Origin of the sequence: Streptomyces sp. NPDC003036 (assembly GCF_040611175.1) — a bacterium.
GTDB lineage: Bacteria > Actinomycetota > Actinomycetes > Streptomycetales > Streptomycetaceae > Streptomyces.
Genome location: NZ_JBEXNO010000021.1, coordinates 86,801 through 109,794, shown reverse-complemented (window position 1 = coordinate 109,794; position 22,994 = coordinate 86,801). Strand labels below are relative to the sequence as shown.

At 71.9% G+C, this 22,994-nt stretch carries 18 protein-coding genes; 10 read left to right on the top strand and 8 right to left on the bottom strand.

What is annotated here, in order from left to right; genetic code table 11:
• Positions 1–5: 5 nt before the first annotated feature.
• Positions 6–1,151 carry a PP2C family protein-serine/threonine phosphatase gene (locus ABZX67_RS17650; protein WP_355360961.1) on the bottom strand — a complete coding sequence of 382 codons (1,146 nt, stop codon included), beginning with the start codon at positions 1,149–1,151 and terminating at the stop codon, positions 6–8.
• 106 nt (positions 1,152–1,257) lie between these two features.
• On the opposite strand from ABZX67_RS17650, the gene ABZX67_RS17645 reads away from it, so the two are divergent.
• Entirely contained in the window at positions 1,258–2,487 is a 1,230-nt protein-coding gene (locus ABZX67_RS17645) for a GNAT family N-acetyltransferase (protein ID WP_355360958.1), read from the top strand.
• Here ABZX67_RS17645 and ABZX67_RS17640 read toward each other — a convergent pair.
• Together ABZX67_RS17640 and ABZX67_RS17635 are read right to left on the bottom strand one after the other, a co-directional pair.
• Positions 2,475–3,290, bottom strand: coding sequence for a DNA-formamidopyrimidine glycosylase family protein (locus ABZX67_RS17640; protein ID WP_355360955.1), 816 nt, complete (start codon positions 3,288–3,290; stop codon positions 2,475–2,477). The genes ABZX67_RS17645 and ABZX67_RS17640 overlap by 13 nt on opposite strands.
• Before the next feature lie 67 nt (positions 3,291–3,357).
• Entirely contained in the window at positions 3,358–3,846 is a 489-nt protein-coding gene (locus ABZX67_RS17635; protein ID WP_355360952.1) for a ribose-5-phosphate isomerase, read from the bottom strand.
• A gap of 160 nt (positions 3,847–4,006) precedes the next feature.
• On the opposite strand from ABZX67_RS17635, the gene ABZX67_RS17630 reads away from it, so the two are divergent.
• Positions 4,007–5,437, top strand: coding sequence for an amino acid permease (locus ABZX67_RS17630; protein WP_355360949.1), 1,431 nt, complete (start codon positions 4,007–4,009; stop codon positions 5,435–5,437).
• A 108-nt stretch (positions 5,438–5,545) separates the two neighbouring features.
• On the opposite strand, the gene ABZX67_RS17625 is transcribed toward ABZX67_RS17630, so the two are convergent.
• The gene (locus ABZX67_RS17625; protein WP_355360946.1) at positions 5,546–6,133 is read right to left on the bottom strand and encodes a biotin transporter BioY; all 588 of its coding nucleotides are present in this window, start codon (positions 6,131–6,133) and stop codon (positions 5,546–5,548) included.
• Between the two features lie 269 nt (positions 6,134–6,402).
• Between ABZX67_RS17625 and ABZX67_RS17620 the strand changes: the two genes are divergently transcribed.
• The 4 genes from ABZX67_RS17620 (at position 6,403) to ABZX67_RS17605 (ending at position 11,342) form a co-directional block, all read left to right on the top strand.
• On the top strand, positions 6,403–7,803 hold the full coding sequence (locus tag ABZX67_RS17620) for an amino acid permease (protein WP_355360945.1): 1,401 nt from the start codon (positions 6,403–6,405) through the stop codon (positions 7,801–7,803).
• 259 nt (positions 7,804–8,062) lie between these two features.
• On the top strand, positions 8,063–9,397 hold the full coding sequence (locus ABZX67_RS17615; protein WP_355361045.1) for an amino acid permease: 1,335 nt from the start codon (positions 8,063–8,065) through the stop codon (positions 9,395–9,397).
• A gap of 152 nt (positions 9,398–9,549) precedes the next feature.
• The gene (locus tag ABZX67_RS17610; RefSeq protein WP_355360943.1) at positions 9,550–10,608 is read left to right on the top strand and encodes a glycerophosphodiester phosphodiesterase family protein; all 1,059 of its coding nucleotides are present in this window, start codon (positions 9,550–9,552) and stop codon (positions 10,606–10,608) included.
• Positions 10,609–10,697: 89 nt separating this feature from the next.
• The gene (locus ABZX67_RS17605; protein ID WP_355361042.1) at positions 10,698–11,342 is read left to right on the top strand and encodes a superoxide dismutase; all 645 of its coding nucleotides are present in this window, start codon (positions 10,698–10,700) and stop codon (positions 11,340–11,342) included.
• A gap of 158 nt (positions 11,343–11,500) precedes the next feature.
• Here the strand turns inward: ABZX67_RS17605 and ABZX67_RS17600 are convergent, their stop codons facing one another.
• Complete coding sequence (locus ABZX67_RS17600) at positions 11,501–12,142, bottom strand: DsbA family protein (protein ID WP_355360941.1); 642 nt, start codon at positions 12,140–12,142, stop codon at positions 11,501–11,503.
• A gap of 135 nt (positions 12,143–12,277) precedes the next feature.
• On the opposite strand from ABZX67_RS17600, the gene pepN reads away from it, so the two are divergent.
• A complete protein-coding gene (gene pepN, locus ABZX67_RS17595; RefSeq protein WP_355360938.1) occupies positions 12,278–14,833 on the top strand; it encodes an aminopeptidase N in 2,556 nt (851 codons plus the stop codon).
• Positions 14,834–15,028: 195 nt separating this feature from the next.
• Positions 15,029–16,024, top strand: a complete 996-nt coding sequence (locus ABZX67_RS17590) for a hypothetical protein (protein ID WP_355360935.1) — start codon at positions 15,029–15,031, stop codon at positions 16,022–16,024.
• A 15-nt stretch (positions 16,025–16,039) separates the two neighbouring features.
• Here ABZX67_RS17590 and ABZX67_RS17585 read toward each other — a convergent pair whose 3' ends face one another.
• The 3 genes from ABZX67_RS17585 to ABZX67_RS17575 all read right to left on the bottom strand — a co-directional run bounded on the left by ABZX67_RS17585 (position 16,040) and on the right by ABZX67_RS17575 (position 18,704).
• Positions 16,040–17,233, bottom strand: a complete 1,194-nt coding sequence (locus tag ABZX67_RS17585; protein WP_355360932.1) for a serine hydrolase domain-containing protein — start codon at positions 17,231–17,233, stop codon at positions 16,040–16,042.
• Between the two features lie 90 nt (positions 17,234–17,323).
• Positions 17,324–18,229 carry a pyridoxamine 5'-phosphate oxidase family protein gene (locus ABZX67_RS17580; protein WP_355360929.1) on the bottom strand — a complete coding sequence of 302 codons (906 nt, stop codon included), beginning with the start codon at positions 18,227–18,229 and terminating at the stop codon, positions 17,324–17,326.
• A gap of 13 nt (positions 18,230–18,242) precedes the next feature.
• Positions 18,243–18,704 (bottom strand): VOC family protein, encoded by a 462-nt coding sequence (locus ABZX67_RS17575; protein ID WP_355360926.1) that lies wholly within the window; start codon positions 18,702–18,704, stop codon positions 18,243–18,245.
• 141 nt (positions 18,705–18,845) lie between these two features.
• On the opposite strand from ABZX67_RS17575, the gene ABZX67_RS17570 reads away from it, so the two are divergent.
• Together ABZX67_RS17570 and ABZX67_RS17565 are read left to right on the top strand one after the other, a co-directional pair.
• Positions 18,846–19,394 (top strand): CGNR zinc finger domain-containing protein, encoded by a 549-nt coding sequence (locus ABZX67_RS17570; RefSeq protein WP_355360923.1) that lies wholly within the window; start codon positions 18,846–18,848, stop codon positions 19,392–19,394.
• A gap of 228 nt (positions 19,395–19,622) precedes the next feature.
• Entirely contained in the window at positions 19,623–22,970 is a 3,348-nt protein-coding gene (locus tag ABZX67_RS17565) for a S8 family serine peptidase (RefSeq protein ID WP_355360920.1), read from the top strand.
• The last annotated feature ends 24 nt before the right edge of the window (positions 22,971–22,994 follow it).

The following is a 22,994-nucleotide window of genomic DNA, read 5'->3' as shown; positions in this document are numbered from 1 at the left end:
CCTCCCTACGCTTCGCGCGTGATCAGCAGCAGCGCCCGGTCGTCGTTGACGTCCTTGGCGCACGCCTCGATGAGGTGCCAGGCCGCGCCCTCGAAGCCCGAGGCGACATAGCGGTCCGCCTCGCCCGTCAGGCGGTCGATGCCCTCGGCGATGTCCCGGTCCGCCGCCTCGACCAGGCCGTCGGTGAAGAGCATGAGCACGTCGCCGGGGCGCAGCGAGCCCTTGGCCGGGTGGAACTCGGCACCGTCGTACACGCCCAGCAGCGGGCCCTCGCCCGTCTTCTCCTCCCAGCGGCCGCTGCCCGCGTGCAGCTGCAGCGCCGGCAGGTGCCCCGCCGACAGCAGTTCGTAGTCGCCGGAGTCCAGGTCCAGTACGAGGTGGATGGAGGTCGCGAAGCCCTCCTGCCAGTCCTGGCGCAGCAGGTAGCCGTTGGCGGCCGGGAGGAAGCCGTGCGGCGGCAGCGAGCCGAGCAGGCCGCCGAAGGCGCCCGACAGCAGCAGGGCGCGGGAGCCCGCGTCCATGCCTTTGCCGGACACGTCGGTGAGGACGACCTCCAGGGTGCGGCCGCCGTGGGTGCGGGCCGCGACGACGAAGTCGCCGGAGAAGGACTGGCCGCCGGCCGGGCGCAGCGCCATCTCGTGGTGCCAGCCCTTGGGCAGCTCCGGCAGGGCGCTCTGCACGCGGATACGTTCGCGCAGGTCGAAGAGCATCGTGCCGCCGCGCCGCCAGGGCACGCCGACGCGGGCGCGGAACTGCGCCAGCAGCAGCCCGAACAGGCCGCACGCGGCGACCACCAGCACCGTGCCGGGGGTGACACGGGCGGCACCCTCGGTGTACGGGCCGAGGGCCAGCGATTCGACGATCAGGGCCGCGGCGGAGGCCGCGTACAGGCCGAGCAGGCTCGCGGGGCGCAGCAGCAGGCCGCCGGCCACGATCGGCAGGACGAGCGCCGCCGGTGCGGCCCACACGGGGTTGGCGATGGTGAAGAGCGTGATCGCCGGGACGGTGAGCAGCAGGCCCGCGAAGGCGATCCAGTCGGAGCCGTCGCCGCGGAAGTAGTCCACGGCGGATTTGCGCAGGGCGATGCGGGCCCGGCGCGTCGACTTCCGCATCCGGGCCAGGTACGCGTCCACTCGTGCGCTACGGGCCATTGGCCTGGACCCTATCCATCCGGTCCGCCCGCGTGCAGGGGGACCCCTATGACAATGCGTTCGAAATTGGGTCGCCCCGGGCAGGCCGTCCTGCTAGGCATGGCATATGACGATGGAATTACGGGTGCTCCGCCCGGACGAATGGGACCGCTGGTACGGACAGCTGGAGCTGGCCTTCGGGGGCGTGCCGGAGGCCCCGGAGGAACGTGAGCTGTGGCACGCGCTCACCGAGTACGAGCGCTCCCTCGGGGTGTGGGAGGGCGACACGTGCGTCGGTACGGCGGGAGCGTTCACCTTCCGGCTCACGGTGCCGGGCGGGGCGTCGGTGCCGACGGCGGGCGTGACCATGGTGAGCGTGGCCCCAACGCACCGCAGGCAGGGCGTGCTGACGTCGATGATGCGGCGCCAGCTCGACGACGTACGCGCCTGGGGGGAGCCGCTCGCGGTCCTGACGGCGTCGGAGCCGGCGATCTACGGCCGGTTCGGGTACGGCTGCGCCACCCGGCAGCTGCGCGCGGAGATCGACACCGAACGGGTGCGGCTGTCCCTCCCGCCCGGTACGGATGACGTACGGCTACGGCTCGCCGCGCCCGCGGACGTCAGCGCCGAGTGCGAGGCGGTCTACGCCCGGCTGGTCCCGGAGCGGCCCGGGATGCTCGCCCGCCGGCCCGGCTGGGAGCGGCTGCCGCTGCTGGACCCGCCCGGCGAGCGGGAGGGCGCCTCGCCGCTGCGGTGCGTGCTGGCGGAGCGGGACGGCGAGGCCGTCGGCTACGCGCTCTACGCCACCAAGCCCGAGTGGCGCGCCTCCGTGCCCGACGGCACGGTGCAGCTGCGGGACATCGGGGCGCTGGACCCGGCCGCGTACGGCGCGCTGTGGCGGCACTTGTTCTCCCTCGACCTGATGTCGACGCTCACGGTGGTGGACCGTCCGGTGGACGACACCTGGCAGTACCTCGTCTCCGACGTCCGGCGCTGCGGGGCGCGGGTGCGCGACGGTCTGTACGTACGCCTGGTGGAGCTCGGCGCGGCCCTGGAGGCGCGCACCTACCAGGCGCCCGTGGACGTGGTGCTGGAGGTGGAGGACGCGTTCTGCCCCTGGAACACGGGCCGCTGGCGGCTGTCCGGCGACGCCAAGGGGGCCGTCTGCTCCCGTACGCGCGACACGCCGGACCTCGCCCTGTCGGTGCGGGAGCTGGGCGCGGCGTACCTGGGCGGCGAGTCGCTCGCGTCGCTGGCAGCCGCCGGGCGCGTACGGGAACTGCGGCGCGGCGCGCTGGCGGAGGCGTCCGCGGCCTTCGGCTCGGCCGTCGCGCCCTGGCTGCCTCACGGCTTCTGACAGCCGGGGCACCAGAAGAGGTTGCGGGCGGCGAGATCGGCGGTGCGGATCTCGCCGCCGCAGACGTGGCAGGGCAGGTGGGCCCGGCGGTAGACGTACACCTCGCCGCCGTGGTCGTCGACGCGCGGCGGCCGGCCCATCGCCTCGGGCGTGTGCTCGGGCCGTACGGTGTCGATGCGGTTGTTCCGCACGCCCTCGCGCATCAGCGCCACGAGGTCGTCCCAGATCGCGTTCCACTCGCCCTCGGTGAGGTCCTTGCCGGGGCGGTACGGGTCGATGCCGTGCCGGAAGAGCACCTCGGCGCGGTAGACGTTGCCGACGCCCGCGATGACCTTCTGGTCCATGAGCAGCGCGGCGATGGTGGTGCGGCTCCTGGAGACGCGGCGCCACGCCTTGGCGGGGTCGTCGCCGTCCCGGAGCGGGTCGGGGCCGAGGCGCTCGTGTATCGCCCGCTTCTCGGGCTCGGTGATCAGGGCGCAGGCGGTGGGGCCGCGGAGGTCGGCGTAGTGCTCGCCGTTGACCAGGCGCAGGCGGACGGTGTCGGTGGGCGGGGGCGCGGGGGTGGTGCCGAAGCCGAGCTTGCCGAAGAGGCCGAGGTGGATGTGGACCCAGTCGGTGCCGTCTTCGTCGAAGCCGAGGAAGAGGTGCTTGCCGTGGGCATCGGCGGTGGTGAGGACGCGGCGGTCGAGGAGGGCCGCGCTGTCGGAGAACTTGCCCTGGGGGCTGGACACGCGGACCGCGCGGCCGCCGAAGCGGGCGAGGTGGTCCTGCGCGAGGCGGTGGATGGTGTGCCCCTCGGGCATGCGGTTCTCCTCTCGGGCGCAGGGGAAGAGGCCCCGTCCTTCCGGAGGGGCCTCTCGCGTGCCGCGGTCAGTCCTGCTGGGGGTGGTGCGCCGGGATCGGGGGGAGGTCGCCGGTGGTCTCGTAGGCCGAGAGCATCTCGATGCGGCGCGTGTGGCGCTCCTCGCCCGAGTACGGGGTGGTGAGGAAGGTCTCCACGAACTTCGTGGACTCCTCCAGGGAGTGCATGCGGCCGCCGATGGCGACGACGTTGGCGTTGTTGTGCTCGCGGCCCAGCGCGGCCGTCTGCTCGCTCCAGGCGAGGGCGGCCCGGACGCCCTTCACCTTGTTCGCGGCGATCTGCTCGCCGTTGCCGGAGCCGCCGATCACGATGCCGAGGCTCTCGGGGTCCGCGGCGGTCTTCTCCGCGGCGCGGAGGCAGAACGGCGGGTAGTCGTCCTGGGCGTCGTAGATGTGGGGACCGCAGTCGACGGGCTCGTGGCCGTGGGCCTTGAGCCACTCGACGAGGTGGTTCTTGAGTTCGAAGCCGGCATGGTCGGAGCCGAGGTACACGCGCATGCGTCCGAGTGTGGCACGGGCCCGGCCCCGGTCCGGTCAGGGGGCCCCTCGGGGTGCCGCAGGGTCACGATCCGGAATCGGGGTCTTTCGGCCCTCGCGGGTCCCGTGTTTGCATGCAGGGCTCGTAACCCGAGTACCGCACAGACGTAAGGAATCGTCCATGACGACGCAGCCGACCCTGCCGAAGGAAGGCGGAACGACCGGAGACCCCGGCATTTCGCAGCCCTCCGACGGCCTCAAGGCCGGACTCAAGAACCGCCACCTGTCCATGATCGCCATCGGTGGAGTGATCGGCGCCGGCCTCTTCGTGGGGTCCGGTTCCGGCATCGCCGCCGCCGGACCGGCCATCCTGCTGTCGTACGCCCTCGTGGGCGCGATGGTCGTGTTCGTGATGCGGATGCTCGGCGAGATGGCCGCCGCCCGGCCGACCTCCGGCTCCTTCTCCGCCTACGCGGACCAGGCGCTCGGCCGCTGGGCCGGCTTCACGATCGGCTGGCTGTACTGGTTCTTCTGGGTCGTGGTGCTGGCCGTGGAGGCCACCGCGGGCGCCCAGATCCTGGAGCACTGGATTCCGGCCGTCCCGCAGTGGGGCTGGGCGCTGATCGTGATGGTCGTGCTGACCGCGACGAACCTCGCCTCGGTCTCCTCGTACGGCGAGTTCGAGTTCTGGTTCGCCGGGATCAAGGTCGTGGCAATCGCCGCCTTCGTGGTGGTCGGCCTGCTCGCCGTCTTCGGTCTGCTGCCGGGCTCGGACAACCCGGGCGCGGGCTTCGCGCACCTGACGGACACCGGGGGCTTCTTCCCGATGGGCGCCGGGGCGGTGCTCACGGGTGTGCTGATGGTCGTCTTCTCGTTCATGGGCAGCGAGATCGTGACCCTCGCCGCGGGCGAGTCGGAGGACCCGCAGCGGGCCGTCACCAAGGCGACGAACAGCGTGATCTGGCGGATCGCCGTCTTCTACCTGGGCTCCATCTTCGTCGTCCTGACGCTGCTGCCGTGGAACGACAAGTCCATCGTGGACAAGGGCTCCTACGTCGCCGCGCTGAACTCGATCGGCATCCCCAACGCCGGCACGGTCATGGAGGTCATCGTCCTCACCGCCGTGCTGTCGTGCCTCAACTCGGGTCTGTACACGGCTTCCCGGATGGCGTTCTCGCTGGGGCAGCGCGGTGAGGCGCCCCGGGCGTTCGCACGGACCAACGAGCGGGGCGTGCCGCGGGCCGCGATCCTGTCGTCGGTGCTGTTCGGCTTCGTGGCCGTCTTCTTCAACTACAAGTGGCCCGACACCGTCTTCGCCTTCCTGCTGAACTCCTCCGGCGCGGTGGCCCTCTTCGTGTGGCTGGTCATCTGCGTCACGCAGCTGCGGATGCGCGGGATCATCCTGCGCGAGTCGCCCGAGAAGCTCGTCGTCCGGATGTGGCTGTTCCCGTACCTGACGTGGGCGACGATCGCGATGATCACGTTCGTGCTGGGCTACATGCTCTACAAGGGCGGGGACGCGCGTGAGCAGGTCGTCCTGTCGCTGGCCGTGGCCGCGGTCGTCCTGGTGATCGCCTTCGTGCGCGATGCCGTCAGGAAGCAGAACCGGTAGCGGACACGACGAGAAGGCACGACGGAAAGGCTCTCCGTACCCGTCGGGTACGGAGAGCCTTTCCGTTTCCGTACGGCTGTAGCGGTCGTACGGTCGGCGGCTGCCGCCTCAGCCCTTGCGGCCGATCAGCTTCCACGCCGTCGGCAGCGCGCCCATCGCCAGCGCCGCCTTCAGCGCGTCGCCGATGAGGAACGGCACCAGGCCCTTCGCCACGGCCGCCGACAGCGTCATGCCGGTCGCGAGCGCCAGGTACGGCACACCGACGGCGTAGATGATCAGGGACCCGAGCACCATCGTGCCCGCCATGCGCGCCACGGAGCGGTCGGCCCCGCGCCGGGCCAGGGCGCCGACGACGGTCGAGGCGAGCAGCATGCCGAGGACGTAGCCGAAGGACGGCATGGCGTACCCGGAGGTGGCCTGCGCGAACCACGGCACGCCCGCCACGCCGGCGACCACGTACAGCGCCAGGGAGAGGAAGCCGCGGCGGGCGCCGAGCGCGGTGCCGACGAGCAGCGCGGCGAAGGTCTGGCCGGAGATCGGCACCGGCGAGCCGTAGACGGGCACGGATATCTGGGCGGCGATACCGGTGAGCGCGGCGCCGCCGACGACGAGCGCGATGTCACGGGTACGGCCGGCGGGCAGCAGGTCGGCCAGGACCGTACCGGTGCGGATGGTGGGGGCGGCGGCAGTGCTCATCGGGGGCTCCGCGGGGTGAGGGCAGGTGGGGACAGGTAAGGACAGGCTGACGCTAGCCCAGGAGTGAACGAGCGATCACCGTCAGCCGATGACAAAGCGCCGGCCGAGCGCTTGGTGGAGTTCACACAAAGGGGGCCGCTCACACCTCGCCGGGCGTGACGCTTGTCACGAGGAGCTCCTGACGGACCGTCCTTTTTGCGCCAGGTACGCCCCAGCGGGAAGACTGTGGGCTCCCGCCAAACAGCACCCCTTGCGAGAGTACGAGCGCCATGCACGACGCCCCTCCGGCCGCCCCGCCGGCCCCGCTTGCCCCGGAGCCCGAGCCCCTCGCGCACGGGTTGAAGCAGCGGCACCTGACGATGCTCGGCCTGGGCGGGGTGATCGGCGCCGGGCTGTTCGTCGGCTCGGGGGCCGGGATCGCGGTCGCCGGGCCCGGCATCGTGCTGTCGTACCTGATCGCGGGCGCGCTGGCGATGCTGATCATGCGGATGCTCGGCGAGATGTCGGCGGCGATGCCCGCTTCGGGGGCCTTCTCGGTGCACGCGGAGCGGGCGCTGGGCCGCTGGGCGGGGTTCAGCGTCGGCTGGCTGTACTGGTTCCTGCTGGTGGTCGTGCTGGCGGTGGAGGCGTCGGGCGCGGCGCGGATCGCGCACGGCTGGGTGCCGGGCGTACCGCAGTGGACGTGGGTGCTGGTCTTCATGGTGGTGTTCACGGCCGCGAACCTGACGGCGGTGAAGAACTTCGGCGAGTTCGAGTTCTGGTTCGCCGCGCTGAAGGTCGGCGCGATCGTGCTCTTCCTGGCGCTGGGGGTGGCGGCGATCGCCGGCTGGCTGCCCGACACCGACCCCGTGGGGATGGCGAACCTGACCGGGCAGGGCGGGTTCCTGCCGGCCGGCTGGGACGGGGTGGTGTCCGGGGTGCTGGCGGTGGTCTTCGCCTTCGGCGGCCTGGAGGTCGTGACGATCGCCGCCGCCGAGTCCGAGGACCCGGCGCGCAATGTGGCGCGCGCGGTGCGCAGCGCCGTGTGGCGGATCCTCTTCTTCTACGTCGGCTCGATGCTGGTCGTGGTGACGCTGCTGCCGTGGACGTCGATGGAGCCGGGCCGGAGCCCGTACGTCGCGGTGCTGGACGCGATCGGGGTGCCGTCGGCCGGGCAGATCATGAACGTGGTGGTCTTCGTGGCCCTGCTGTCGGCGCTCAACGCCAACCTGTACGGGTCCTCGCGGATGGTGTTCTCGCTTGCGGAGCGCGGCGAGGCGCCGAAGGGACTGCTGGCGGTGTCACGCGGGGGTGTGCCGCGGCGGGCGGTGCTGGCGTCGGTGGCGTTCGGCTTCGTCTCCGTCCTGCTCAATCTCAAGTGGCCGGATTCGGTCTTCCTCTACATGCTCAACGCGGTCGGCGCGGTGCTGCTGTTCGTGTGGAGCCTGATCGCGGTGTCGCAGCTGCGGCTGCGGCGGCGCATCGAGCGGGAGGCGCCGGAGAGGCTGTCCCTCCGCATGTGGGGGTTCCCGTGGCTGACGTACGCGGCGCTGGCCGCGATGGCGGCGGTCGTGGCACTGATGCTGGCCGACGAGGGGACGCGGCCTCAGGTGCTGTGGTCGGGCGGGGCGACGGCGGCTGTCTTGATGGTGGCGGGTGTGCGGGAGTGGCGGACGCGCCGCCAATTGTGAATAATCGGTGTTCATTCCTTCACATTGTGTGAGCACGGTGTCCGTATAGCGGTCCGCTGTTCCCTGTAAGCGGTGCGCCCCCACAGACTGTGGGCCACACGCAGCCCCCCGTCTCAGCTACGAACAGGGCACACCCATGTCTCGGACCCCCGCGCCCTCATCCGTCGACTCGGCCCCCGCCGAGTCGACGCCTGTCGGCACCCCGACGCCGGTCGTCGACGTACCGCTCGCCAGCGGACTCAAGCAGCGGCATCTGTCGATGATCGCCCTCGGCGGCGTCATCGGCGCCGGCCTCTTCGTCGGCTCCGGCACCGCCATCGCCGCCGCCGGCCCGTCGATCATTCTCGCGTACGCGATATCCGGCGCGCTCGTCATGCTCGTGATGCGCATGCTGGGCGAGATGGCGGCGGCCAACCCGGCGTCCGGCTCCTTCTCCGTGCACGCCGAGCGCGCCATCGGACCCTGGGCGGGCTTCACCGCGGGCTGGTCCTTCTGGTTCCTGCTCTGCGTGGCCGTCGGCCTGGAGGCCATGGGCGCCTCGCAGATCATGACCGGCTGGTTCCCGGACACCCCGGAGTGGATCTGGGTCGCCCTCTTCATGGTGGTGTTCTGCGGGACGAACCTCGCGGCCGTGAAGAACTTCGGCGAGTTCGAGTTCTGGTTCGCCGCGCTCAAGGTCGGCGCCATCGTGCTCTTCCTGGCCATCGGCGTGCTCGCCATCCTGGGCCTCCTGCCCGGCACGGACTCCCCCGGCGCGAGCAACCTCACCGGCCACGGCGGCTTCATGCCGAACGGCTCCGAGGGCCTGATCGTCGGCCTGCTCGCCTCCGTCTTCGCGTACGGCGGCCTGGAGACGGTCACGATCGCCGCGGCCGAGTCCGAGAACCCCGTGCAGGGCGTCGCGAAGGCCGTCCGTACGGCCATGTGGCGGATCGCCATCTTCTACGTCGGCTCGATGGCCGTCGTCGTCACGCTGCTGCCCTGGACCCACAAGTCGGTCGCCGAGAAGGGCCCGTACGTCGCCACGCTGGAGCACCTGGGCATCCCGGCCGCCGAGCAGACCATGAACGTCGTCGTGCTGATCGCCCTCCTCTCGGCGATGAACGCCAACATCTACGGCGCCTCCCGCATGGCGAACTCCCTGGTCGCCCGCGGGTGGGGTCCGAAGCTGCTCGGGAAGCTCTCCGGCGGTGTGCCGCGCGTCGCCGTCCTGGCGTCGTCGGTCATCGGCTTCGTCTGCGTGCTGCTCAGCTACTGGAGCCCGGACAAGCTCTTCGGCTGGCTCCTCAACACCATCGGCGCGATCATCCTGGTGGTCTGGTTCTTCATCGCGGTCTCGCAGCTGCTGCTGCGCCGCCGGCTGGAGCGCGAGGCGCCCGAGAAGCTGGTCGTGAAGATGTGGGCGTACCCGTACCTGACGTACGTGGCGCTGGTCGGCATGGCGGCGGTCTTCGTCCTGATGGCCCGCGACGAGGGCACGCGGGAGCAGCTGTACTTCACGGGCGGGCTGACGCTGACGCTCGCGGTGATCGGCTACATCCTCCAGATGACCCGCAAGGAGTCGACGGAGGCAAAGGCCCCCGAGAAGGTCTGACCCAGCCTGTACGCGAAGGCCCCGGCGCACCGCGCGCCGGGGCCTTCGGCGTGCCGGTCCGCGCCGGAGCCTTCGGCGTTCCGGTGAAACCCGGCCGTACGGCGGGTGAAACGGACCGGCCCGCGGGCGGGGGCCGCCTACCGTCCGGCGGTATGAGACGTCGTTCCGTACTCCTCGCCGCGGGCGCCGGCGCCACGGCCGCCCTGTCCGCTCCACCGGCCGGCGCCGCCGCGCCGCCCGCCGCCCGGCCCCTGGTCGTCGGCCACCGCGGCGCGGCCGGCTGGCGCCCCGAGCACACCGCCTCCTCGTACGCCTTCGCCGTCCAGTGCGGCGCCGACTGGATCGAGCCGGACCTCGTCGCCACCCGCGACCACCACCTCGTCGTGCGCCACGAGAACGAGATCTCGGCCACCACGGACGTCGCCGACCGTCCGGAGTTCGCCGCACGCCGCACCACCAAGACCGTCGACGGGCGGTCCGTGACGGGCTGGTTCACCGAGGACTTCACGCTCGCCGAGCTGAAGACCCTGCGGGCGGTCGAGCGCCTCCCCCTCGTACGGAACCGGAACACCGTCTTCGACGGGCGTGAGCAGCTGCTGACCTTCCAGGAGGTCGTCGACCTCGCCCGCGGCCTCTCGCGGCGGTACGGCCGGACCGTGGCCGTCTTCCCGGAGACCAAGCACCCGACGTACTTCCGCTCCCTCGGCCTGCCCTTGGAGCCGGTCCTCGCCGAGGCCGTACGCCGCAACCGGCTCGGCCCGCGCGAGTGCGTCGTCCAGTCCTTCGAGCCGTCCAGCCTGCTGCGCCTCGCCGGCGAGGAGGGGCTGCGCGTGCCGCTGTGGCAGGCGCTCGGCACCAGCGGCGGCCCGTACGGCCACTCCGCCACGTACGCGGAGATGACGACACCCGCCGGGCTGCGCGCCATCGCCGCGTACGCGCGGTGGATCGGCCCCGACAAGTCGTCCCTCCTGCCACCGTCCCCGCTGCTCGCGGACGCGCACGCGGCGGGGCTGCGCGTCGGCGCGTACACCTTCCGCGCCGAGAACCGCTACCTCCCCGCCGACCTGCGGCGCGGCACCGACCCGAACGGCTTCGGGGACGCCTTCGCCGAGTACGCCCGCCACTACGCGCTCGGGGTGGACGCGGTGGTGACCGACTTCCCGGACCTCGCGGTGATCGCCCGGGACGCGCGGCCTAGGACGAAGGGCTGATCAACTTCCGGACCTTCCTGCTGTTAGCCTGCACTTGCACAGCCTTTGCAATAAGCAGCAGAATGCAGCAGCAGTCGGAGGGCACGGACATGGCGATCTACACACTCCCCGAACTTCCGTACGACTACGCGGAGCTCGAGCCGGTCATCAACCCGCAGATCATCGAGCTGCACCACGACAAGCACCACGCCGCCTACGTCAAAGGCGCGAACGACACCCTCGAGCAGTTGGAGGAGGCGCGCGACAAGGAGCAGTGGGGCGCGATCAACGGCCTGGAGAAGAACCTCGCGTTCCACCTCTCCGGCCACATCCTGCACTCCATCTACTGGCACAACATGACGGGCAAGAAGAACGGCGGCGGTGGCGAGCCGCTGGCGGCCGACGGCGTGGGTGAGCTCGCCGACGCGATCGCCGCGTCCTTCGGCTCCTTCGCCAAATTCAAGACGCAGCTGTCCAAGGCCGCCGCGACGACGCAGGGCTCGGGCTGGGGCGTCCTCGCGTACGAGCCGGTCAGCGGCCGGCTCATCGTCGAGCAGGTCTACGACCACCAGGGCAACGTCGGCCAGGGCTCGGTGCCGATCCTGGTCTTCGACGCCTGGGAGCACGCCTTCTACCTCCAGTACAAGAACCAGAAGGTGGACTTCATCGAGGCGATGTGGGAGGTCGTCAACTGGCAGGACGTGGCCAAGCGGTACGCCCAGGCCAAGGAGCGCACCCCGCTGATCGCGCCGTGAAGACGTGTTTGTGAAGGCGTGCCCCTGAACCGGGGCACCGCGCATCGTCCTGCTCGTGATCGTCTTCTCAACCTTCACCGGGCAGGCGGATGAAGGACGGCCCCCCGCGATGAAGTGAATCGCGGGGGGCCGTCTGTTGTGTCGCCGTACGGCGGCGGCTACAGGTTGCTGAAGTCGGGGCCGGCGGTCCGGGTCCGCTTGATCTCGTAGAAGCCGGGCGTCGACGCCACCATCAGCGTGCCGTCCCACAGGCGGGCCGCCGCCTCGCCCTGGGGGGCCGGGGTGACGACCGGGCCGAAGAAGGCGATCTGCTCGCCGTCCGCGCCGGGGACCGCGATGACCGGCGTCCCGACGTCCTGGCCGACCTTGTCGATGCCCTCCTTGTGGGAGGCGCGCAGCTCCGTGTCGTACGTGTCCTTGTCGGCGTAGCCCGCGAGGGAGACCGGCAGCCCGGCGTCCTCCAGAGCCGCCTCCAGGACCGCGCGGTCGGTGGCGTCCTGGCCCTTGTTGTGGAAGCGGGTGCCCATGGCGGTGTAGAGGGGGCCGAGCACGTCGTCGCCGTGCTGCTGCTGGGCGGCCATGGCCACGCGCACCGGGCCCCAGGCCGTCTTGAGCAGCGTCTGGTACTCCTCGGGAAGCTCGTCCATCTTGGGCTCGTTGAGGACGGCGAGGCTCATCACGTGCCAGCGCACGTCCACCGGGCGGACCTTCTCCACCTCCAGCATCCAGCGGGACGTCATCCACGCCCAGGGGCACATGGGGTCGAACCAGAAGTCGGCGGTGATCCTGCTCTCGGACATGCGTCTCCTCAACAAAGGGGTCGGGTGCGCCTGAGGGGGGCAACACCACCGGGCACCACCGGCATTCCCCATACCGGCCGTCAGTTGCGCATGGGAGGATCACTCCTGTCAGAACGAGCTACGAAGGAGTTGCCCGTGCCCGGTGAGAATCTGTCCCGCGACGAGGCCCGTGAGCGGGCCGAACTGCTGACCGTCGACGGGTACGAGGTGGCTCTCGACCTGCGGTCCGCAGTCGGGGAGGCCGCCGGCGGCGAGGCGCAGCGGCGGACGTTCCGGTCGGTGACGACGATCCGGTTCCGCTGCGCCACGCCGGGCGCCGCCACCTTCGCGGACCTGGTCGCCCCGTCCGTGAACGCCGTCACGCTCAACGGCCGCGCGCTGGACCCGGCCGCCGTCTTCGACGGCACGCGGGTCGCCCTGGAAGGCCTGGCCGAGGAGAACGTGCTGGTGGTGGACGCGCAGTGCGCGTACAGCCGGACGGGCGAGGGGATGCACCGCTTCGTCGACCCCGAGGACGGCGAGGTCTACCTCTACACGCAGTACGAGCCGGCGGACGCGCGGCGCGTGTTCGCCAACTTCGAGCAGCCCGACCTGAAAGCGCCCTACCGCTTCGAGGTGACGGCGCCCGAGGGCTGGACGGTGTGGAGCAACGGCGCGGAGGAGTCGCGGGAGGGCGGGGTCTGGCGGTTCGCGGAGACCGCGCCCATCTCGACGTACATCACCTGCGTGGTGGCCGGCCCGTACCACTACGTCACGGACACCTACCGGCGCGGCGACCTGGAGATCCCGCTCGGCGCGATGTGCCGCAAGGGGCTGGCGAAGCACTTCGACGCGGACGACGTCTTCCTCGTCACCAAGCAGGGCTTCGACTTCTTCCACGACAACTTCGACTACCCCTACCCCTTCGGGAAGTACGACCAGGCCTTCGTCCCCGAGTACAACCTCGGCGCGATGGAGAACCCCGGCATGGTGACCTTCCGCGAGGAGTACATCTACCGCGGCAAGGTGACGCGCGCGGCGTACGAGCGGCGGGCCAACGTCATCCTGCACGAGATGGCGCACATGTGGTTCGGCGACCTGGTCACCATGAAGTGGTGGGACGACCTGTGGCTGAAGGAGTCCTTCGCGGACTTCATGGGGTCCTTCTCGCTGGCGGAGGCCACCCGCTTCACCAACAGCTGGGTCACCTTCGCCAACAACCGCAAGGCGTGGGCGTACCGGGCGGACCAGCTGCCGTCGACGCATCCGATCACGGCCGACATCCGTGACCTGGAGGACGCCAAGCTGAACTTCGACGGCATCACGTACGCCAAGGGCGCGGCGGTCCTGAAGCAGCTGGTGGCGTACGCGGGGCGGGAGGCCTTCCTGGAGGGCGCCCGGCGCTACTTCAAGCGGCACGCGTACGGGAACACCGCTCTGGACGACCTGCTGTCGGTGCTGGAGGAGACCTCGGGCCGCGACATGAAGGCGTGGGCGCGGTCCTGGCTGCAGACGTCGGGCGTCAACGTGCTCACGCCGGTCGTGACGTACGACGCCGAGGGCAGGGTCGCGGAGCTCGCGGTGGAGCAGGAGGGCGCTGAACTGCGCCCGCACCGCGCGGCCGTGGGCCTGTACCGGGCGGAGGGCGGCGAGCTGGTGCGGTACGCCCGCGCGGAGGTGGACATCACCGGCGCGCGCACGGTGGTGGCGGAGCTCGTGGGGGCCGAGCGCCCGGCGCTGGTGCTGGTCAACGACGAGGACCTGACGTACGCGAAGGTGCGCTTCGACGAGGACTCGCTGGACACCCTGCGCGAGCACCTCGGCGACATCACGGACCCCCTGGCGCGGGCGCTGTGCTGGTCGGCGCTGTGGAACCTGACGCGGGACGCGCTGCTGCCCGCGCGGGACTTCGTGGCGCTGGTGCTGCGCTTCGCGGGGCGCGAGTCGGACATCGGTGTGCTGCAGATGCTGCACGCCTGGGCGCAGTCGGCGCTGACCCACTACGCCGCCCCGGCGTGGCGCGAGGAGGGCGGCCGGCTGGTCTCGCAGGGCGCGCTGCGCGAGCTGCGGGCGGCGGAGCCGGGCAGTGAGCACCAGCTGACGTGGGCGCGGTTCTTCGCGGCGACGGCGAGCGGGGACGCGGACTTCGCGCTGCTGGAGGAGCTGCTGGACGGTTCGGCCAAGATCGACGGGCTGGACGTGGACCAGGAGCTGCGCTGGGCGTTCCTGGGACCGCTGGCCGCGCACGGCCGCGCCGACGAGAGCGTGATCAACGCCGAGCTGGCGCGCGACGACACGGCGTCGGGCAAGCGCCACCAGGTGCGGTGCCTGGCGGCGCGCCCGTCGGAGGCGGTCAAGGCGCAGGCGTGGGCGCAGGTCGTCGAGTCGGACGCGCTGTCGAACGCGCTGGTGGAGGCGACGATCGCGGGCTTCGTCCAGCCGTCGCAGCGGGCGCTGATCGCGCCGTACGCGCCGAAGTACTTCGACGCGATCGAGCGTGTGTGGCGGGAGCGGTCCATCCAGATCGGCATGGACGTGGTGCGGGGCCTGTTCCCGTCGCTCCAGGACGACCCGTCGACGCTGGAGGCGACGGACGCCTGGCTCGCCGCCCACGAGGAGGCCGCCCCGGCCCTGCGCCGCCTGGTCCTGGAGGCCCGCGACGACCTGGCGCGCGCGCTGCGCGCGCAGGAGTGCGACGCGGCGGCGGGCTGACGCCCCGGAGGTGCCGCCTGAGGCTCGGGTGGGACCCGGCTGCCCGGCCGGCACCTCCGGCCTGGGGGCTTCCGGGCAGCCGGGAGCCCCTGATCGGCAGTCGAACGCCCGTACTTTAGGACGGGGTTGTCCCGGATTGTCGACAGGCTTGTAACAACGGTTAGCGGGCGGGGAGTTGGCGGGAAGTTCCGGGGCATGACGAACACCCCGCTCTCCCCCCGTCCCCTCTCCGGCTCCTCCGACGTACGGCGGCGCGTGCTGTCCACCGCGCAGCTGCGGGCCCGGGGCGTGTCCGCCGCCGAGGCCGGCGCGCACTGCCGCGCCGGTGGCCCCTGGCAGCAGGTGCTGCCGGGCGTGTACCTGCTGCGCCCCGGGCAGCCGACCAGCGAGGAGCGGCTGCACGCCGCGCTGCGGTACGCCGAGCGCCGGCCCGGCGGCGAGGGCGACGCGATGATCACCGGGCTGGCGGCGCTGGCGCTGTACCGGTTCGCCGCCGCGCCGCCGCTGCCCGCGCTGGACCACATCGACGTGCTGGTGCCGCGCACACGGCGGCTGCGGTCCACCGGATGCGTGCGCATCGTGCGCGCGTCGGCGGACCCGCCGGTGGCACGGGAGGTGACGGGCCTGCCGGTCGCCCCGGTGGCCCGCGCCCTCGCGGACGCCGTCGCGCACATCGCCGACGCCCACACGGTGCGCCGGCTGCTGACCGAGGCCGTGCGGAGCGGGCACTGCGAACCGTCCGCCGTCGCACGGGAGCTGAAGCGCGCCCGGCTGCTGACCCGGCCGCACGTCGTGGACGCCGTCGACACGCTGCTCGCCGACGGGCGGGCGCTGGCCGAGGAGCGGCTGTACGAGATGGTGCGCGTCCACCGGTTGCCCGACCCGCTGTGGAACGTGGACCTCCGGCTGCCCGGCGGCCCGCACCTCGGCGGCGTGGACGCCTACTGGCCGGACCACGCCGTGGCCGTGGAGCTCGACACCCGCTCGCCCCGCCAGGACGACGGCGACAGCACGTGGACCGCGTACACCCGCAAGCGCGAGCACCTGGAGCGGCTCGGCGTCACCGTCGTCCACCTCACGCCCCGCAAGCTGCGCGACGCGCTGGAGCAGCAGGCGGTCGTGGTGCGTACGGCCCTGATGGCGGCCGGGGACCGGGCCCCGGCCGCGTACATCGTGGTGCAGCCCAGGTGAGGGCCCGCCGGCGCGTCAGCCGCAGAACTCGGCTTCGACGATCTGCCGCGTGTTGCCCGCCCAGTCGCCGTTGACGTTCAGCGCCAGCGACTGCCGCCCGTCCCGGGTGGCGACCACGTTGGAGAGGGAGCCGTGGATGCCGCCGGTGTGCCCCCACACCTCCGTACCGCAGCTCAGCTTGTCCACGAACACGCCCAGGCCGTAGCGGGCGGTCGGCCTGCCCTCGCCGACCGGGACCGTGGTGGTCAGCTCCTTCATCTGCGCGGGCGGCAGCAGCTTCCCCGTCAGCAGCGCCCGTACGAAGCGCTGCAGGTCCGCCGAGTCGGAGATCATTTCGCCGGCCGCCCACGCCCCCGACGGGTTCAGCTCGGTGACGTCGTGGACCGGCGCGTTCGGCTCCGCCGCCATGAGCGTGGAGTAGGCGCGGCCGCTGGGCTTCGGCATCCGCGCGTCCGTGCCGGGCACGGAGGTGGCGCGCAGCTTGAGCGGCTTGAGGATCCGGCGCTCGATCTCCTCTCCGTACGGCCGTCCGGTCACCTTCTCGATGACCATGCCGGCGACGATGTAGTTGGTGTTGGAGTAGGACCAGTCCGTGCCGGGCGCGAAGTCGGGCCGGTGGCCCATCGCAATGCCCACCAGCTGCCGCGGCGTCCACGTGTCGTAGCGGTGCTGCAAGAAGCCCGGGCCGAAGGCCTTCGCCTGGAACCCCGGGTCGGCGGTGTACTCGTAGATGCCGCTGGTGTGGTTGAGCAGCTGACGGAGGGTGATCTTCCGGCCGTCGTGGCCGTTGCCGCGCACGACGCCGGGGAGCCACCGGTCGACGGTGTCGTCGAGGTCCAGTCTGCCCTCGGCTTCCAGTTGCAGGACGACGGTGGCGACGAACGTCTTGGTGATGGAGGCGACGCGGTAGCGGTCGTTCGGGTGGCGTTCGCGGCCGGTGTCGCGGTCGGCGACCCCGGCGGTGCCGTTCCAGACGCCGTCGCGGTCCCGCGCCTGGGCGAGCACGCCGGGCGCGCCCTCCCGTACGAGGGCCTCGACGGCCGCCTGGGTCTTCTCGTGCCCACCGGTGGTGCGGTCGGTGCTCTCGGTACGGACGGTGCTCTCGGTACGGATGGTGCGGTCGGTGGCGGCCGCCGGGACGGTGAAGGCGGTGGAGGCGAGAGCCGCCGCCACGATCGCCGCCGTCAGGGCCGTCTTCCGTATCGCCATGTGCGTTCCCCTCGCTGTTCGAGTGCGGTCGGTGGAGGGGACCGCGCCGGTGCGGGGGGAGTTGCCCGGGGCCGCCGGGTTGAGCGGCTTTCAGCCTTCCTTGATCACCGGCGGGTTGTGGGGCGAGTACTCCGGTACCGCCGACCACCGCAGCGGGCTCGCGCCCTGGTGCTCCAGGACCCCGTCGACGGTGAAGCGCACGGTGCGGCCGGTGGCGGTGAAGGCGGTGCGCGCGGTGCCGGTGAGCTGGAGCGTGGTGCCGGTGGCCCAGTCGAGGAACAGCAGTCCGGCGCGGGCGTCGGCCTCCAGGTTGCCGAGGGTGAGGAACATGGCGTTGCCCGGGTAGTCCTGCCAGGCGAGCTCGGTGGGCGAGGTGACCTGGACGAAGCCGGGGTTGCCGCCCCGGTGGCTCGCGTCGGCGCCGTGCCCGGGCGCGACGGTGGCGATGAAGAAGGTGTCGGCGGCGCGGACGAACCCCTGCTGCGCGGGGGTGAGCCGGTCACCCCGCTGTACGGCGCCGGGGCGGGTCGCCGCGCCGTCCTCGGGCGCGTACAGCGCCCGCTTCTGCAGGTACTTGGGGCAGTTCGAGAAGACCTGCCGCGCCGCGATGACCAGGCCGGACGCGCCGGGCCGGGCCGTCCCGTTGAGCCGCATCCGGCGCCGGCTGCGCGGGTCCAGGGCGATCGTGCCGACGGGGGTGTCCTCGGCGCGGGCCAGCGTGGCGGCGAGCGGGTCGCCGGCCGCCACGCCCCCGGCCACCGCCACGGAGCGCGCCCCCGTGGCCCGGACGAAGCCGGGCGCGCCGGTGAGCAGGGAGCTCCAGACGCGGCCGCCCTCGTCCTGCGCGCCGAGCACCAGCATGGGCTGGATCTCCAGGAAGGCCGCGGCGACCGGGCGGATGCCGGGGCCGATGGAGCGGCCGACGTGGTCGGCGAGGTCGCGGACGCCGACGCGGGTCTGCACGGCGAGCGATCCCTCGTGGTAGGGGCGTGACATGGGCGACTGCCTCCTAGAAGAAACCGCAGGTGGGGGCGGCGGCGTTCGGTGCGGGCGCCTCCTCGGCGCCGGTGGGGGCGTAGATCTCCAGGCGGGTGCCGTCGGGGTCGTGGAAGAAGATCCCGCCGGAGGACGCGCCCTCGCGGTGCGCGACGACCCCGTCGTACGCGAACGTCACGTCGAGCGCCCGGAGTTCGGTCTCGACGGCCCGGACCTCCTCCATGGTGTCGACCTCGAAGGCGAGGTGGTGCAGGCCGGCGCGGGCGGGGGCGTAGGAGTCGTCGGCCTGCTGCCAGAGGGCGAGGGCGAGCCGGCCGTCCCGGCCGAGGAGGGCGAAGCGCCGGCCGTCCTCCTTGCCCTCGACGAGGACGTCGAAGCCGAGGACGTCTCCGTAGAAGGCGAGTGAGCGGGGGAGGTCGGTGACGTTGATGCCGACGTGGCCGGTACGGAGCGTGCTGATGGTGGTCGCCGTCATGGCGGTGCCCCTTTCCTGGGCAAGCTTGTAACCAGTGATCAGCACCTTAAAGGTTAGATCGCTCGCACACAACCACTCACGTACGATTAAGGGGTTAGCCGCACCGGCCAGGCGGCGAGAGCAGCGAAAGGGAGCCCACAGATGCCCGCACCGGACCCGCGTCCACTCGTCGGCGAACCCCTCTCCCTGGACCTGCTCAACACCCGCTGGGTCCACGACGGCGCGACCCTGGACCTGCTGACCGGCCTCGAGGGGCTGGCCGTCTGGCTGGCGGCCAACGGGCTCGACACCGACGCCCGCTTCCGCGCCGACGCACCCACCCTGGAGCGCACCCTCGCCGCCCGCGACGCGCTCGCCGCCGCCGTCGACCGGCCCGGCGACACCGCCGCGGCCGCCGCCGTCAACGAGGTCCTCGGACACGGCCGGATCCGCGCCCTGCTCACCGCGGAAGGCCCCGCCGAGGAGGCGGAGTTCGCCGATCCCTCCTGGGGCCCCGGCTGGCTCGCCGCCCGCGACTACCTGGACCTGCTGCGCACCGCGCCCGACCGGATCCGCGCCTGCGCGCACAAGGCGTGCGTCCTGCACTTCTTCGACACCTCGCGCAACGGCACCCGGCGCTGGTGCTCCATGGCGGTGTGCGGCAACCGCGCGAAGGCGTCCCGCCACTACGCGCGCACCAAGGACAGTTGAACGCGCAGCCATTGAACGCTCAGCCGTTGAAGGATCAGCCGAACGGCCTGCAGCGACCGGGGAATTGACCCGGTTTCTCCCCACTGGCGTATCGGCGCCGGTGGCGGATGTACGCCAAGACCCGCATCCCGCCTCCGGCGCCCTCCACAAACCCCTGTCCCGTGCGAAAGGGTGAGCGGTCATCCGGCACCACATACCGGACCGTCTCTTTCACCAACAGGGATGCAGATGACCACCCTCGAATCCCAGAGCTCCATACCAGGGAGCTCGACCCCCGGCCACAGACGGACGGCTCGGCGCACCGCCCGCGTCGTCGCCGCCGCCGGCCTGGTGGCCGCGCTGGTCGCGGCCGGCACCGCCCCGGTGTTCGCCGCCGACGACCCGGCGGGCACCCCCGCGGGCACGGCCCCGGCCAAGTCGGGCGCCTCCTCCGCCGCCGACGCGAAGCTCGGCGCGGCCGACGCCGAGCGACTGGCCGAGGCGGAGGCCCAGGGCGACCGGACCGTCACCGTCATGGTGGCCACGGCCCCCGGCCAGACCGAGCAGGTCGCCCGGCAGCTCGACGGCGTCGACGGCGCCACGATCGGCACGACGTACGACAAGCTCGGCTACGTCCGCGCCACGCTGCCCACCGCGAAGGCGAAGTCCGCGCTCACCGCGGCCGCCAAGCTGTCCTCGGTGCAGGGCATCGACCTCCAGTACGAGATCGCGCTGGAGGACCCGTCGCCGGACGCGGGCACCGTCGGGGAGGGCGGCGCCACGACCGGTTCGACGGCCACCACGTACCCCGGCCCGGACGCGCGGACGCCGGCGAAGAACCCGTACAACCCGTCCTTCGAGACCGGCGCGGTGGACTTCGTCAAGAAGTACCCGAAGGCCGACGGCCGCGGCGTGACCATCGGCATCCTGGACTCCGGCGTGGACCTGGGCCACCCGGCGCTGCAGAAGACCACCACCGGCGAGCGCAAGATCGTCGACTGGGTGACCGCCACCCACCCGGTCACCGACGGCGACGGCACCTGGCGGCCCATGAACAACCCGCCGGTGGCCGGCCCGACGTTCACCGCCGACGGCCGCACCTGGACGGCGCCCGAGGGCTCGTACCGCTACCGCGACTTCAAGGAAGCCGCCACCAAGGGTGGCGACATGAACGGCGACCTGAACCGCGACGGCGACACCACCGACGTGTGGGGCGTGCTGTACGACGCGGCCGCCGGCACCGTCCGCGTCGACCTGAACGGCAACAACGACTTCACCGACGACGTCGCGATGAAGCCGTACAAGGACGGGTTCCAGGTCGGCTACTTCGGCACGGACAAGCCGGAGACCGACGTCGTCGAGCGCATCCCGTTCGTGGTCGAGATCCGCAAGGACGTCGTCTACAACGCCAACAAGGACAAGGCCGACTTCGTCAACATCGGCGTCGTCAACTCCGACCACGGCTCGCACGTCGCCGGCATCACCGCCGCCCACGGCCTGTTCGGCGGGAAGATGAACGGCGCCGCGCCCGGCGCCAAGCTCGTCTCCTCGCGCGCCTGCACCTGGTCCGGCGGCTGCACCAACACCGCCCTGACCGAGGGCATGGCGGACCTGGTCGTCAACCGCGGCGTCGACATCGTCAACATGTCGATCGGCGGCCTGCCCGCGCTCAACTCCGGCGACAACGCGCGCGCCGCGCTCTACGGCCGCCTGATCGACACCTACGGCGTCCAGCTGGTCATCTCGGCCGGCAACTCCGGCCCGGGCCTGAACACCATCGGCGACCCCGGCCTGGCCGACAAGGTCGTCTCGGTCGGCGCCGCGATCTCCAAGGAGACGTGGGCCGCCAACTACGCCTCGGTCGTCGAGAAGAAGTACGCCATGTTCCCCTTCTCCTCGCGCGGCCCGCGTGAGGACGGCGGCCTCACCCCGACGATCTCCGCGCCCGGCTCGGCGATCAACACCATCCCGACGTGGATGGCGGGCGCCGGCGTCCCGGAGACCTCCTACAAGCTGCCCGCCGGCTACGGCATGCTCAACGGCACCTCGATGTCGTCGCCGCAGGCGGCCGGCGCGAGCGCGCTGCTGATCTCCGCCGCCAAGCAGCGGAAGATCGCGCTCTCCCCGCTGAGCCTGCGCACCGCGCTCACCAGCACCGCGAACCGCATCTCCGGTGTCGCGGCGCACGAGCAGGGCGCCGGTCTGATCGACGTCGTCGACGCCTGGGAGTCCATCGAGGACGGGGCCACCGCGCACGAGTACACGGTCGCCGCGCCCGTCGACACGGCGCTGGAGCAGGAGCTGAAGAAGCCCGGCACCGGCATCTACGACCGCGAGGGCGGCCTCAAGGCCGGCCAGAAGAAGGTCTACGACGTCACCATCACGCGCACGACCGGCCCGGACCGGCCGATCGAGCACGAGCTGGACCTGAAGTACAACGACGGCACCTTCCGCATCCTCGGCGACGACGAGGTGGACCTGCCGCTGAACAAGCCCGTCACCGTCAAGGTGCAGGCCAAGCCGGGCTCCGCGGGCGTGCACAGCGCCATCCTGGAGGCCGACGACGAGGACACCGAGGGCGTCGACAAGCAGATCCTCGCCACCGTCGTCGTCGCGCACGACCTGGCGGCGCCGAGCGCGTACGCCTACAGCGCGACCGGCACCGTGCAGCGCAACAGCCACAAGTCCTACTTCGTCACGGTGCCCAAGGGCGCCAAGGCGCTGGAGGTCGCGCTCGGCGGGCTGAAGGAGAAGAGCCAGACCCGGTTCATCGCCATCCACCCGTACGGCGTGCCCGTCGACACCACCGCGTCCAACGCGTGCTACCCGCACTACAACCCGGCGAACACGTGCCGCCCCGACGCGCGCTCGTACGCCAACCCGACGCCGGGCGTCTGGGAGATCGAGGTCGAGGCGCGGCGCACCTCGCCGGATCTGGACAACCCGTACAAGCTGGACGTGTCCCTGCTGGGTGCGGCCTTCGACCCGGCGGTGCGGACGGTGCCCGAGGCGAAGGTCGGCACGCCGGCCGCGGTGGACTGGAAGGTCACCAACGGCTTCGCCGCGATCGACGGCACGCTGAAGGGCGGCCCGCTCGGCTCCGCGAAGGTCGCCACGCCGAGCATCGCCAACCACACCACGCAGACCAGCACGGTCACCATCGGTGAGGGCGTCGAGCGCCTCGACATCGCCATCGGCAACACGTCCGACAAGGCGGCCGACCTGGACCTGACCGTCTCGCGGGACGGCGTGGAGGTCGGCTCGTCGGCGGACGGCGACTCGGAGGAGTCCGTCTCCCTGATCAAGCCGGCCGCGGGTACGTACACGATCGAGGTCATCGGCTACGAGATCCCGGCCGGCACGACCACGTACGACTACAAGGACGTGTACTTCTCGTCCGCGCTCGGCACGGTCAAGGTCGACGCCTCCAAGCCGGTCAAGCTGGCGACGGGCGCGTCGGCGCAGGTCGCGGCCGAGGTGCTGGTGAACGGCGAGGCCCCCGAGGGCCGGCAGTTCTTCGGCGAGGTGTCGCTGGTGACGGCGCGCGGCACGGCCGCGGGCAGCGGCAGCGTCATGATCGGCAAGGTCACGCCGTAGCACTGGGCACACGATGAGTAGGGG

Coding starts and splice junctions, on each gene's coding strand:
- ABZX67_RS17580 (WP_355360929.1), bottom strand. CDS start 18,229: ATGTCACGCCCCTACCACGAGGGATCGCTCGCCGTGCAGACCCGCGTC.
- ABZX67_RS17645 (WP_355360958.1), top strand. CDS start 1,258: ATGACGATGGAATTACGGGTGCTCCGCCCGGACGAATGGGACCGCTGG.
- ABZX67_RS17610 (WP_355360943.1), top strand. CDS start 9,550: ATGAGACGTCGTTCCGTACTCCTCGCCGCGGGCGCCGGCGCCACGGCC.
- ABZX67_RS17650 (WP_355360961.1), bottom strand. CDS start 1,151: ATGGCCCGTAGCGCACGAGTGGACGCGTACCTGGCCCGGATGCGGAAG.
- ABZX67_RS17565 (WP_355360920.1), top strand. CDS start 19,623: ATGACCACCCTCGAATCCCAGAGCTCCATACCAGGGAGCTCGACCCCC.
- ABZX67_RS17615 (WP_355361045.1), top strand. CDS start 8,063: ATGATCGCCCTCGGCGGCGTCATCGGCGCCGGCCTCTTCGTCGGCTCC.
- ABZX67_RS17620 (WP_355360945.1), top strand. CDS start 6,403: ATGCACGACGCCCCTCCGGCCGCCCCGCCGGCCCCGCTTGCCCCGGAG.
- ABZX67_RS17625 (WP_355360946.1), bottom strand. CDS start 6,133: ATGAGCACTGCCGCCGCCCCCACCATCCGCACCGGTACGGTCCTGGCC.
- ABZX67_RS17605 (WP_355361042.1), top strand. CDS start 10,698: ATGGCGATCTACACACTCCCCGAACTTCCGTACGACTACGCGGAGCTC.
- ABZX67_RS17600 (WP_355360941.1), bottom strand. CDS start 12,142: ATGTCCGAGAGCAGGATCACCGCCGACTTCTGGTTCGACCCCATGTGC.
- ABZX67_RS17630 (WP_355360949.1), top strand. CDS start 4,007: ATGACGACGCAGCCGACCCTGCCGAAGGAAGGCGGAACGACCGGAGAC.
- ABZX67_RS17585 (WP_355360932.1), bottom strand. CDS start 17,233: ATGGCGATACGGAAGACGGCCCTGACGGCGGCGATCGTGGCGGCGGCT.
- ABZX67_RS17570 (WP_355360923.1), top strand. CDS start 18,846: ATGCCCGCACCGGACCCGCGTCCACTCGTCGGCGAACCCCTCTCCCTG.
- ABZX67_RS17590 (WP_355360935.1), top strand. CDS start 15,029: ATGACGAACACCCCGCTCTCCCCCCGTCCCCTCTCCGGCTCCTCCGAC.
- ABZX67_RS17635 (WP_355360952.1), bottom strand. CDS start 3,846: ATGCGCGTGTACCTCGGCTCCGACCATGCCGGCTTCGAACTCAAGAAC.
- ABZX67_RS17640 (WP_355360955.1), bottom strand. CDS start 3,290: ATGCCCGAGGGGCACACCATCCACCGCCTCGCGCAGGACCACCTCGCC.
- ABZX67_RS17575 (WP_355360926.1), bottom strand. CDS start 18,704: ATGACGGCGACCACCATCAGCACGCTCCGTACCGGCCACGTCGGCATC.